Annotated in this window: 11 protein-coding genes, 1 pseudogene and 2 riboswitches; of the genes and pseudogenes, 4 read left to right on the top strand and 8 right to left on the bottom strand. The window is 36.8% G+C overall.

Going from position 1 to position 12,788, the window contains the following annotated elements; genetic code table 11:
* Nucleotides 1-71: 71 nt before the first annotated feature.
* The 7 genes and pseudogenes from MHB39_RS07805 to ribE (MHB39_RS07775) form a co-directional block, all read right to left on the bottom strand.
* On the bottom strand, nucleotides 72-917 hold the full coding sequence (locus MHB39_RS07805; protein WP_342546186.1) for a GNAT family N-acetyltransferase: 846 nt from the start codon (nucleotides 915-917) through the stop codon (nucleotides 72-74).
* 13 nt (nucleotides 918-930) lie between these two features.
* Nucleotides 931-1,479, bottom strand: coding sequence for a histidine phosphatase family protein (locus tag MHB39_RS07800; protein WP_342546184.1), 549 nt, complete (start codon nucleotides 1,477-1,479; stop codon nucleotides 931-933).
* Nucleotides 1,480-1,578: 99 nt separating this feature from the next.
* Nucleotides 1,579-2,886: an ATP-binding protein gene (locus MHB39_RS07795; RefSeq protein WP_342546183.1), complete on the bottom strand. Its 1,308-nt coding sequence runs from the start codon at nucleotides 2,884-2,886 to the stop codon at nucleotides 1,579-1,581.
* A gap of 322 nt (nucleotides 2,887-3,208) precedes the next feature.
* Nucleotides 3,209-4,648 carry a spore germination protein gene (locus MHB39_RS07790; protein WP_342546181.1) on the bottom strand — a complete coding sequence of 480 codons (1,440 nt, stop codon included), beginning with the start codon at nucleotides 4,646-4,648 and terminating at the stop codon, nucleotides 3,209-3,211.
* A 138-nt stretch (nucleotides 4,649-4,786) separates the two neighbouring features.
* The gene (gene ribE / locus MHB39_RS07785) at nucleotides 4,787-5,269 is read right to left on the bottom strand and encodes a 6,7-dimethyl-8-ribityllumazine synthase (RefSeq protein WP_313871801.1); all 483 of its coding nucleotides are present in this window, start codon (nucleotides 5,267-5,269) and stop codon (nucleotides 4,787-4,789) included.
* Nucleotides 5,270-5,287: 18 nt separating this feature from the next.
* Nucleotides 5,288-5,914 (bottom strand): annotated as a pseudogene (gene ribB, locus MHB39_RS07780) (3,4-dihydroxy-2-butanone-4-phosphate synthase); the annotation flags it as partial.
* 24 nt (nucleotides 5,915-5,938) lie between these two features.
* Nucleotides 5,939-6,577 (bottom strand): riboflavin synthase, encoded by a 639-nt coding sequence (gene ribE / locus MHB39_RS07775; RefSeq protein ID WP_342546179.1) that lies wholly within the window; start codon nucleotides 6,575-6,577, stop codon nucleotides 5,939-5,941.
* A 199-nt stretch (nucleotides 6,578-6,776) separates the two neighbouring features.
* A riboswitch (FMN riboswitch) is annotated at nucleotides 6,777-6,902 on the bottom strand.
* A gap of 116 nt (nucleotides 6,903-7,018) precedes the next feature.
* Nucleotides 7,019-7,144, bottom strand: a riboswitch (FMN riboswitch).
* Nucleotides 7,145-7,364: 220 nt separating this feature from the next.
* Between ribE (MHB39_RS07775) and MHB39_RS07770 the strand changes: the two genes are divergently transcribed.
* From MHB39_RS07770 to MHB39_RS07755, 4 genes are all read left to right on the top strand, one after another.
* Entirely contained in the window at nucleotides 7,365-8,489 is a 1,125-nt protein-coding gene (locus MHB39_RS07770) for a YibE/F family protein (protein WP_313871799.1), read from the top strand.
* Complete coding sequence (locus tag MHB39_RS07765) at nucleotides 8,486-9,262, top strand: YibE/F family protein (protein ID WP_342546177.1); 777 nt, start codon at nucleotides 8,486-8,488, stop codon at nucleotides 9,260-9,262. The genes MHB39_RS07770 and MHB39_RS07765 overlap by 4 nt, the downstream gene beginning before the upstream one ends.
* 365 nt (nucleotides 9,263-9,627) lie before the next feature.
* Entirely contained in the window at nucleotides 9,628-11,013 is a 1,386-nt protein-coding gene (locus MHB39_RS07760) for a DHA2 family efflux MFS transporter permease subunit (protein ID WP_053075665.1), read from the top strand.
* Between the two features lie 208 nt (nucleotides 11,014-11,221).
* Nucleotides 11,222-11,839, top strand: a complete 618-nt coding sequence (locus MHB39_RS07755) for an HAD-IA family hydrolase (protein WP_048389915.1) — start codon at nucleotides 11,222-11,224, stop codon at nucleotides 11,837-11,839.
* A gap of 46 nt (nucleotides 11,840-11,885) precedes the next feature.
* Here the strand turns inward: MHB39_RS07755 and MHB39_RS07750 are convergent, their stop codons facing one another.
* Nucleotides 11,886-12,710 carry a methyl-accepting chemotaxis protein gene (locus tag MHB39_RS07750; RefSeq protein ID WP_048389914.1) on the bottom strand — a complete coding sequence of 275 codons (825 nt, stop codon included), beginning with the start codon at nucleotides 12,708-12,710 and terminating at the stop codon, nucleotides 11,886-11,888.
* Nucleotides 12,711-12,788: the final 78 nt, after the last annotated feature.

The raw sequence follows: 12,788 nt of genomic DNA, 5'->3' as shown, positions 1-12,788 counted from the left end.
TCCCTCTGCTTTTTACATACGTCGCTCTATTTCCACTCTTTATTGATTCGTATACTGAACGACAGCCTTGCTTATAGTTGCTTTGTCATCTGTACCTGCTCTGTTGTCACCTTTAATCCATGCTTTAACAAATAGCTCGTTGCTGGATTGCTCGCTAAGAAATTCACTGTCGTTAAATGGACTTTATGTGTTGTAATACTTGCTAAAAACTGTGTTATTAACTCTACATTACTTTCCTCTAGTATTACCATTTGATAAAGTAGAATACGCTCCACCTCACCATATTCATTCCACAATGTTTTGTATAGCATATAGCCAAGTGGTTCATTGTTATCATTATAAAACACCCTTGCTTCTCCATGCTTCACGCTCTGCCAGTTACACTGCCAAGGAACATTTTCTCGATAGAAAGATAGATGTGCTAGCTGCTCAGGGCGAATGGTCGCTATATAAAGGGCTACAGTAGATGTTACCTTGGCTTCATACTCGCCGCTTAAAAATAGTAATTGATTGGCAACCACATAGCCATATTTTTCATATAAGGCAATGGCTACCTGATTTTCCTTAATGGCTTCTAACGTACCCAATTCTACATTTTCTCGCTTATAGATAGCTAGGGTTTCCTCCATTAATAGGCGCGAGACACCCTTACCACGATATGCTGGAGAAATACCAGTCCCACCATTCCAAGCTGTTTTTTGGCCCTCGATGGTACGAAAGCCATTCATCACAATGGCAATCGGTTCCTCTTGATCAAAAACGACAATAGAATGCTCAGGAGATAACCCCTCCCCCACTAGTCGCTGTAAAAACATATCTGCTGTCATATTAATTTCAATAAAATAACCTTCAAAGCCTTTGTTCCATGCTTTCAATACTTCATCTAATGTACATTGTGCAACTGTTTTAATCTTCATAGTATCCCTCTTTTCAAATGGAATCTAATGCTGCTAAATTTTCTAAGGTTAGTTTTCTCACAATCTCATAACCATGTCCTTGACCTTTAGGTTTTATGACAACCGTCCCCATATTCGAAATGATACCCAGCCCCGCATTTCTTGGAAAGCTATGCCCAATGATTATGTTGTTTATGCCCTCGGGTGGGATGATTTCCAGCATCGATGTAGAAATCGTTAATATACTGCTTTGCACTGCTGTAGGAAGATTGCCACCTAACATAAAGATTTCAAACAAGAAGGGGTCAATTTGGAGATTGCTGTTTGGAAATGCCAAACGTGCTGTTTCAATGGTCCGACAAAAAGGACTGGTAGTGATGGTGGAAAGGATGGGAATTTGCCAATAGCGTAGCATTTGACCATAATAAATTGCCTCCCTACGACCTTGATCGGATAAATTCCGTTGATTTTGACAACTTTGAAATGTACCATATGCTTGATCTACACCAATAGTTGCTGTTCCGTGTCTTGCATATAAAGTTAGCCCACCTTTTCTCAATAACGCTAGGAGACCCTTTTCCATTTTCTTCATCTCCTTCATCATATCACTTTCTACTTTGTAATGTATGTGCTGTACATAGAAAAAAGCTCCCCACAACTTTTTGTAGGAAGCTTTTTTCTGTTATTTTATTGGAATTCTGACAATAGCAGTCGTTTCTAAATGTTTTGATGAGTCAATTGAAATATGACCATTATATTTAGTGACAATTTCTTTGACAATAAATAAACCTTGTCCTCTTAGTCTACCATTCTCATGTTTTTTCGTTGAAAACCCTTGTTTGAATATGTGATCGGGATTCGCAATATTTGGCCCAGTATTGGTAATTTTAAATTCATACTGTGAATCATCTGCTGTACAGCAAATCTTAATCTTACGTTGTTCCTCAGGTAATTCAACAGCAGCATCAATCGCATTATCAATTAAATTGGATAGAATCTTGATTAAATCTGTCGTTTTAATCTTATTAAAGTCATTTTGAGAAAGCGTAAAATCCATATCAATATGATGATTTTGAGCCGTTAATTTCTTCGTTTGCATTAAGATGGACAAACCTGGATGATCAATATTTAATTTTAATGACTTGATCGCCTGAACTTCTTTTGATAGTGAGGATAAATATTGTCTCGCCTGATCTGTTTTTTCTAATTGTAATAAACCATGTAACACTTGGATATGGTTCGTAAAATCATGACGTAGGGACGACACCGAAGTAATCAATGTCTTGATTTCTGCTAGATATGTGTCCTCTGTAGCGCCAACTTCCTTCGCCACCTCTTTTTGGTACCATCTTTGTAAAAATAAAAAAGAACCGATGACAATTAAAATAAGTACACCATTAAAAATAAAGTTAAATAGGTTGTCTTCAATGACTTTACCCTTAATACCATTTAGCGTATCTGCACTAATGTCAATGCCTAAATACCCGATAATTGTTCCATTATCATCTTTGATGGGTGCACCAACAGATAAATAAGACCCATGTTCAGAATCATGAATTACCTCTGTAACATAGGTTTCACCATTATAGGCCTTTTCAACATGCTTTGCAGGGACAGTACAAACCACGCCAATACCGAAGCCCTCTTTCATTTCTTTTGGCATCCCTGTAATCATGGCTATAGATACTTCAGGATTATCCACCTTTAAGGTGTACACAAATAGTGCACCTAATTTTATCCTTGCATCGTTTAAATAATTTCTTACTTTCCAATAATAATCATTTTCCTGTGGATTATTTAAAAATTGCTGATAGGCATCCGTATCTATGGATGCAGCAATAGAATGGGCTGCTTCTAAGCTTTGATTGGCAATCGACTCTTCAACGGTCTTTTTTATTTTTACATAGGATGTAAAGATGTTTAAACTTGTAAACAAACATAATAAAATCGTTGATAGAATTAATATTAGTTTTATTTTTCTATTTTTCATAAAAAACGGTACTTCCTCATCTATAAATATTCTAGAATATTATTATATTATAATTAACTCTATTTTTTTGTTTGTAAAGCAAACATTGCTTGTATATCCTACATAAATTAAAACACAAAATCAATTTTTATTTTATTCACACCAAAAATTACACACTGTAACAAATAGTTTAATAATCCTTGACAAGAAAGTAAACTAAAAAGATAAGTAATAACTTTTTATGTCTCATTTCCTATTTAAATCGAAAATTGAAAAAACCACTAAAGCTAAGGTATCAAAAAAAGATCAGGTATCAACAATACCTGATCTCATCACAATATGCTTATTTTTTACTTGAAGTCCGTGTTTGATCCTGCGGCTTTAGAAAGGTAGGTCGTTTACTATAGCCCTTTGGAGATAGTCGCAATAAGGACTTACGTATATTGCCCTTTTCAAAATCGGCACTAAAGTTTACGTATGGCACTCCCAAGACTCTCATATTCGCAGTGTATAAAAGGATGAAAAACACGGATATAAAAAAACCAAATAAACCAAAAAACGCCGAAGCCATAATAATGATTAATCGAAAAATACTCATAGCCGTCACAAAGGATTGATTGACCAATGTAAATGCAGCGATACTGGAAATGGCAATCACAACAATCATTGAGGGGCTTGTAACACCTGCTTTAATCGCTGCATCCCCAATAATTAGTCCCCCTACCACACTAACTGAGCCACTGATGGCACTCGGAAGACGTAAGTTGGCTTCACGAAACAATTCAAACATAAATAGCATCATTAAAATTTCTAGAATTGTTGGAAAAGGCAATCCTGTTCTCGATTCGACAACTGTTGCCAGTAGTAGAAAAGGAAGCTGTTCTTGATGATATGTCGTCAATGCGAGCCAAAAACCTGGCAGTAGCATACTTATTAATATCCCGACAATTCTTAGTAATCGTTCCATCGAGCTAACAATGAGTGGGTACTCATTATCCTCTGCTGATTTAAAGAGCAACATAATATTTGTAGGTGTAATTATGGCATAGGACACACCATCAATCATTAAGAGTATTCTTCCTCTAATTAAGGCCTGCATAGCAAAATCAGGTCTTCCTGTATAATCATGTCTTGGAAGAATTGTCGCTGTCTTTTCAATTTTTTCCATTAATAAGTCGCCATTGATAACAATATCCGTATCAATTTTTTGTAATTGTAGTCGAATTTGTTCCAGCATATTTAAATTCACAATGTCTTCCATATATAGTACGGCTACGGTTGTTTTAGAACGCTTACCAATTTCTAATGTCTCTACACTAAAAGAATTAGTCGGTAATCGTTTTCTTAATAAAGCAATATTAATAAAAACATCTTCAATAAAGTCATCTCTAGGTCCCTTTACTACTAGTTCTAATGTTGTTTCCCCAGGCTCTCGATTGGGTCTTTTTGAAATATCACTAGAATAAAGTAATTGATTTTCTTCAAAATACAGTAAGACATGGCCTTTATAGACCCTAGTTACCGCATCCTCTTTCGATAAAATCTTTTGTAAATAGGGAATGTGTAAATGCTGTTCGATTTCTTCCTCTAGCATGTCCTCAGTGACATTGCTTAACAAAGATTGAACACGTTGAACAACCACAGTTTGAAGTATTTGCTCATTGACCATTGCATCACAAGTTATCAAATGTACTGTATATTGCTGAAAATTATATTGTTGGAAAATCACATCAGCAGAGCGTTGAAATAGTGATTTCAACATTTTCAAATTAATTTGTTCCATTGATGAAATACTTCTCATCTCCTACTGAGCCAGCTCAAGATTAGTACATTTATGAAAACAATCACCTTCAATAAATACACTTAAGCATATTTTTCCCATGGTTGTTCAAAATATTCAAAGAAACAAATGTTGTGACGACTATTCAAATTGTTCTGATCCAATCATTTTCTTTAGATTTGCCATCTCAATTGCAGACATTGCCGCATCATAGCCTTTATTACCAGATTTTGTTCCTGCACGTTCAATTGCCTGTTCAATATTTTCAGTAGTAACAATTCCAAAAATAACAGGTACATTCGTTGACAATGACACATTGGCAATGCCTTTTGCTGATTCATTACAAACATAGTCATAGTGTGTTGTAGAGCCACGAATAACAGTACCTAAACCAATAATAGCATCATACTTCTTCGTTTCTGCCAGTTGTTTCGCTATAAAAGGAACTTCAAAAGCTCCTGGCACCCATGCAACATCAATAGATGCAGAATCAACCCCATGACGAGTTAAACCATCCATTGCCCCATCCAATAATTTGCTAGTAATAAACTCATTAAAACGACCCACTACTACTGCAATTTTCAAATCCGTTCCAATTAATTGTGCTTCAAATGTTTGACCCATTGTTCCTTCTCCTTTTTACATAGAAATTTTAGTTTTATTAGTGGATAATTGTTTACGATAAGCAACCAATGCTTCTATCGAGATCATTTTTAAGCCATGATGTGCAGCGTAATTTGTTAGTTCTTCAAACCGAAGCATGTGCCCATCATCACCCATAATTTCGCAAATAACACCTGCAGGTACGCTATGACAAAGCTTCGCTAGATCAATAGTGGCCTCCGTGTGCCCTCTCCGTTCCAGCACTCCTTGCTCTTTCGCAATCAACGGAAAAATATGGCCTGGTCGACGAAAATCAGTTGGCTTAGCTTGCTTTTCTATCATTCTTTGTATCGTTAGCGCACGCTCAAAGGCGCTAATCCCTGTCGTTGTTTCTACATGATCAATACTTACCGTAAATGCGGTTTGATGGTTATCTGTATTGTGCTGAACCATTGGATATAAATCTAGCTTTTGTGCAAGCTGCTGCGAAATCGGCGTACAAATTAAACCTCTACCATTGGTTGCCATAAAGTTGATTGTTGCTGGTGTGATGAATTCAGCGAGTGCCAGTAGATCTCCTTCATTTTCTCGATCCTCATCATCAACCACCACAATCATATTGCCCTGCTTTAAATCCTCTATGGCTTCTTCAATTGAATGTAGCACGATGATCAACTCCTATTCTGTGATTTAAAAACCATGTTGTGCTAAATAATCTCTTGTAATAGCTGGCGTTGTTTGCCCCTTTTTTAATTGCCCTATAATGTATTTTCCAACTAAATCGGTTTCGATATTAACGATTGCTCCAACCCTCTTCATACCTAAAACGGTTTCTTTGTAAGTATGTGGAATAAGTGAAATTGTGACACTCTTGGCTTCAACATGAAAAAGGGTTAAGCTTGTGCCATCAATTGTTATGGAACCCTTTGGAATACAAAAGTTGGTTAGTTCCTCTGACATTTCGATATCAATATAAACGGCGTTTGCTACTGGACGTTTTCGCAAAATTTTGCCGACTCCATCAACATGACCAGCAACAAAATGGCCACCAAATCGCCCATTAGCAGGCATGGCACGCTCCAAATTAACAGAATCACCTATTGCAAGCTGGTGTAAATTTGTTGCTTTGACTGTTTCAGGCATAACATCCATCGTAAGCTGCTGTTGTGTGAAATTTGTCACCGTTAAACAAACTCCATTGACCGCTATACTGTCACCAAGCTTGACATCCTCCGTTATCTTGGCTGATTGAACCGTAATTTTCATACTGTCCCGATCGCTTTGCACAGCTTTTATGATACCAATATCCTCTACAAGTCCTGTAAACATTCCATCACCTACTCTACTTTATTAGCACTTCTATCCTTAACTTTTAAAGTTGATCCACCTGTTTTTGTGCCTTATCCTTCTCCCTTCTCTCGTTAGCAATAAAAAATAAAAACCCCTTTACATCAAAGGGGTTTTGGGAGTATAAGACATCAACAAATAAGCCTATTTGAAAACAATTTTTTCATAGACTGTCATCTCACTCGTTCTTCTCCCATCCAGACTATCACTGTCGGTTTTGGATTTGCACCAAATCAGCTTGCGCTCACGGACTTTGAATTGCTTCATCACCGCCGATTGGGAATTTCACCCTACCCCGAAGAACATCTTCTATTCGATTGTAGCTAAATAAAAAAACTTCCCACAAGATGATTAGGAAGTTTTGTAATAAATGCATAGTCAAATAAACCTTCTAAATTAGTATCAATTTAAAAAGTTCGCATTTTTACCCTTCTCCCATCCAGACTGTAACTGTCGGTTTTGGATTTGCACCAAATCAGCTTGCGCTCACGGACTTTGAATTGCTTCATCACCGCCGATTGGGAATTTCACCCTACCCCGAAGAATATTTTTATTTAGCTAGTCTTACGATAACACTATTTTATTATATTATCCATCCTTCTTTTTAAATTTTTTTCGAAGCATAAATTTTAAACAGCTTTGACTTGACTTGAAAAATGTAAAAGAAGTTATTAAAATGATGACATTTAACCTGTTTATGGAACTTCTTAATCAAAAAAACGTTCCTTTACAAGTGACTATTCAGTCTAGCAGTTTGGAGGTCATTTACTTGACATTTTTTAAAAATATACCTTTTAAACAAGCTATTTTCTATGCCCTATTAGCACTCTGTTGTGGGGTTTCGATCGTTTTCGTACATCATAACGAACAATTTTATGATCGACCGATAGCCGAAATAACGCAAGTGGATGTAACAGCATCAGAACCGATGACAGATATGTATGAAAATGAGGATTTTTTGTTTACACAGGAGATGATGGCCATTATCAAAAATGGTCAGCATAAGGGGCAATCCATTCATTTGACGAATGACTATTCTTCGTCTGGTGCTTTTGATCAAGAATACCATGTAGGCAATGAAATCTTTGTCACGCTAGATGATCGCACAACACAATCTGTTTTAACAGGAACCATTCTCGATTTAAAACGAGATCAAACCATGGTTATGATTGCATGGATTTTTATTTTTGCCCTACTTATTGTAGGTAAAAGACAAGGCTTATTTTCTATCATTAGTTTGAGTGTCAATGCTGTGATTTTATCATTCGCATTAGATCTTTATGTGAAGCATGGGGGCGTAAGCCTGTTATTAGTCAGCGGCATTTGCGCCCTGCTATTTACGATTATTTCGCTACTACTTATTAGTGGATTGCATACAAAAACATATGTAGCCATCGTGTCCACACTTTTAGGCACTGTTATAGCGCTTATCATAAGCTCTATTGTAATGTGGTTGACAGGTGAAAATGGTCTTCGTTATGAAGAAATGCAATTTTTAACACGTCCCTATCGTACCGTCTTTATGGCAGGTTTATTTATTGGCTCACTTGGGGCAGTAATGGATGTTTCTATTACAATGGCTTCCTCAATTTTTGCTTTATACGAGCAAGATCCTACAATCTCTGTCAAGGCTCTGAAATCTTCGGGACATGAAATCGGTAAAGATATTATGGGTACCATTACAAGTATCTTATTCTTTGCCTACCTTTGCGGCTCCATACCTATGATTATTCTCTATTTAAAAAATTCTTCCACATTAGGGCTTACATTGTCCTTAAATCTTTCATTAGAATTAGCCCGTGCCTTAGCAGGGGGTATTGGTGTTGTCCTTACGATTCCTATCAGTCAGTATACCGCTATATTTTTCATTAATCGAAAGAGGGTTCAAGGATGAATGTTGTCGTCTTATTAGCAGTTATATTATTCGTGTTAATGGTACTTGTCGGCGGTAGACAGGGGATACGCTCATTTCTTTCTTTATTCCTAAACTTTGGTGTGCTCTTTGTCACCATTTTTTTAATGACAAACCCTAAAAATAGCCCCATCATCTTGACGTTTATTGCCTGTACGGTCATTAGCTGTATTAGTCTTTTCTATATCAATAAAACAAACAGTAAAACCATTACAGCCTTTATCTCGACGATGGTGACGATAGGTGTGTTACTACTCTTTATTACCTTTGTAACGGAAAAGTCGATGATCCAAGGGTTTGGCGAAGAATCAACTGAAGAAATCAGCATCTTTTCTCTCTACATTGGTGTTAATTTTGTGCAGATTGGTGCATCAGTCATCATTATGAGTACGATTGGTGCCATTATGGATGTAGCCATTTCCATCGCTACCTCTATGCATGAGATTTTTTATCGCAATCCTTCGATGAGTAGAAAAAAATTATTTACAGTTGGCTTAAGCATAGGAAGAGATATATTAGGAACCGATACTAATACGTTATTTTTTGCTTTCTTTGGTGGCTATTTAAGCTTATTAATCTGGTTCAAGGACCTCTCCTATTCGATTGGGGAAATTGTTAACTCCAAGGTTTTTAGTGCCGAAATGACAACCATTTTTTGTGCAGGAATCGGCATTGCATTGATTATTCCGATTGCCGCCTGCATCAATGCCTTTTATTTAATTCGAACACGCGAAAAAACAGAAAAACTTTTATAAAAATTACCAGTACCTATCATGCATTTGTGATAGGTGCTCGTCGTTTCTCCTCTAATTCATTCAAAAAATGAATGCTATGTCAAAAATGTTTGTCCAAATTGTGAAATCGTATAGATGAAGCTAGAATTAATACTTACATTTGAGAAAATTTTTTTGCTATAGTAAAAATCAGAAAAGCCAGTATCGTGGAGGTGTACTGGCTAATAGGAAAAACGATCGCTGATAATCCACATCACGATAACATCGTCATGGTCATTTTATTGTGCAGAAAATAAAAGATTGCTAGAAATTCGTCTATTAATTTCTAAATATTCTGTATTTTAATCTCCTATGATCGTCTAACATTTATTAAAGGAGCTTTTACTGTGAATAAAGAAATAAAAACAAGTCCGATTATGGCTGCTCTCTTAGTAGCTGGCTTTGTAGGATTGTTTAGTGAGACAGCTTTAAATATTGCACTTGGAGAGCTAAGCCTGCTCTTCGATGTGGACGCTACAACCATCCAATGGCTTGCAACAGGATACTTTCTCACATTAGGCATTTTAGTACCTGTAACAGGCATTTTAATGCAAAAGTTTACTACTCGCCAAATGTTTATGGCGTCTTTACTCTTTTCGATAATCGGTACTATACTTGCCGCCGTTGCACCCGTCTTTGCTGTCCTACTTTTAGCACGTATTATTCAAGCAGCAGGACTTGCGATTATATTACCTTTAACGCAAAATGTGATTTTCACAATTTTCCCAGCTAATAAACGTGGTAGTGCTATGGGCGTAATGGGTCTCGTTATTTTAGCTGGACCCGCTTTCGGTCCAACCTTGGCTGGGATGATTTTAGATAGTTTGTCCTGGCACTGGATATTCTGGGTTACCATCCCCTTCCTATTATTCTCCATTATTTTTGGCTTTATCTTTATTCCTAATGTAAATGAAATAAAGCAGCTGGCTATTGATCTTTGGTCCATTCTCTTATCTACCATTAGCTTTGGTGGCATCGTTTATGGTGTCAGTGCTGGCGGAGATTTAGGCTGGTCAAATATTACTGTACTAGGCACCATTTTGCTAGGTGTAATCGCCTTATGTTTATTTGTATTACGTCAATTGAAAATGCAACATCCGATGTTAAATTTGACAGCGTTTCAATACCCTATGTTCGTGTTAGGTCTTCTTATGAATATGATTACCTTCTTCAATATGTTGTCTATGCTGGTAGTGCTTCCTATGTATATGCAAATGGTCCTTTTCGTATCGGCTTTTGGGACAGGTTTAATGTTGCTTCCTGGTAGTCTATTAAACTGTATATTAGCCCCTACAATCGGTAAATTCTTCGATAAATATGGCCCTCGTGCAGTCATTACGCCTGGCACTATACTTGTTGTAATCGGGTATGGACTTTATGCTTTATCTGGTACAGAAACAGCTACTTGGCTATTAGTCGTAACGCATATTATCATGATGCTTGGTGTTGGAATGGTATTAGCCTCTGTTCAAACAAATACACTGAATGCCTTACCAAGACAATACTTTCCAGATGGCATTGCGATTACACAAACCTCTCAGCAAGTTTCTGGTGCAATTGGTATTGCTGTGATGGTGTCGTTGTTCTCAGCAAAACAACAGCACCTCCTAAGTGACATAACAACTAATACGCAAGAAGCAGCAGCTTCAGGTTCAGCCTTTGTCTTTTCTATCAGTTTTGTTCTGGCAATAATCAATGTCATACTCTCCTTCTTTTTGAAAAAAACACAATAATGTCGAGGTGTCTCAATGGACTTTTGAGACACCTCCTTTTGTTGTACCATTTTCATTGCAATCGCCGTATTTTCTGATAATATTTACCATAAGATGTTTACGTACGCTCAAAATGGTTGTTATTGCAAGAATACTAGATGCCCATTCCATGTAACATTTTTTAGCATAGAACGTCAATACAACGAGATGAAAAAGGAGAAAGTTTGCAATGAAGCATATTATCTTTGATTTTGATGGGACGCTTGCAGATTCTACTGCTGTGTTTGCCTCAGCATGGAATACTTTAGCCCAAAAATATAAATTTAAAGGCATTGAATTAAAGGAAATTGATACATTAAAAAAATTATCAATTTCAGAACGCAGTAAATTATTCGACTTTCCAATGTATAAGTTGCCTATGATTTTACCGCAATTTTATAAATTGTATCGTCAATCATTAAATGATGTTCATCTTTTTGAAGGAATGAAAGAACTATTAATAGAGATTGATAAAAGAGGCTATAAAATCCTGATTATTTCCTCAAACTCTAAAGAGAATATTTTAGAATTTCTTAAAATGAACGGTATTCATTGTGTAGCAGATGTACTTTGCTCCAACCGCATTTTTGGTAAGGACAAAGTAATGAAAAAGTTTTTAAAGGAAGCAAATGTCGACTCGTCTAACGTCGTATACATTGGAGACGAGCAAAGGGATATTGTTGCTTGTAAGAAAGCCGGTATACCAATTATTTGGGTGGAATGGGGCTATGATGCCAAAGAAGTCGTGCAAAATGACGAACCTGAATACAGTGTCTCAACACCACAGGAAATTTTAGAGATCATTTAATCATGAAAAAGGATAATAGCACTTGTCTATTATCCTTTTTATATGCCTATCCTTTGATGTCACTAATTTGCATTAGCTTTTCTGCTGTACTATTAACCCCTTTGTAGGCATCTGTTAATTCATGCATACTCGCAGCAAACTGCTGTGTAAACGCAGCAATTTGATTTGTTGATGCATTTACCTGATCGATGGATTGTTTAATATTTTCTAGTTGCACAGTTATGCTATCAGCACTTTCTGTACTACTCTGGGACATTTTTTGTATTTCAGAAGCGACCACCGCAAAGCCACGCCCATGCTCACCTGAACGTGCTGCTTCTATCGATGCGTTTAGACCAAGAATTCTCGATTTCATAGCTAAATCTTTTACTAAATGGACAATCACATTAATTTGTTCAATATCGCCTGTCATCGATTCCGCGAAATTAGATAGCTCTTCCAAACGATTGGATACATCCTTACTGGCAGTGGCTAATCCTTCATTTGTAGCTGTCATTTCTTCTACAGCACTCGAAAGCTCAGTTGCCAATAGACGCATACTATCCATTTTTTCGTTCGAAATAATGGCACTTACTACGCCAATAATACGTCCTCCTTCAAAAATAGGCTGGGCAGAGGCGATATAGGCCATACCAAAACCTTCTGCGCTACGCTCCTCTTTCACAAATTTTCCTGAACTTAACGCTATTTCTGTTGCTGTACCTCGATATTTATGTACTGGGTCACCAACCCCAACTTTTAAGTCAACCTTTTTTCCTGGTTTGTAGGCAAGCACTTTTTCCGTATCTGCCACGATGACACAAGCATCCTCTGGGTAAGTTGCTTGGTATAAATCAATCGAATCAATAGTTGCTTGTAGTTTAGGATGCATTGTCTTTTCCCCCTAAAATTTTCTGAATTGTATCAATTTAACTATAGCATGCGATCCGAAAAAAGACACCAACGTCCA

It is taken from the genome of Lysinibacillus sp. FSL K6-4013 (assembly GCF_038630435.1).
Lineage (GTDB): Bacteria > Bacillota > Bacilli > Bacillales_A > Planococcaceae > Lysinibacillus > Lysinibacillus boronitolerans.
Note: the sequence above shows the minus strand (reverse complement) of the source record. Positions and strands in the feature narration are given on the sequence as shown.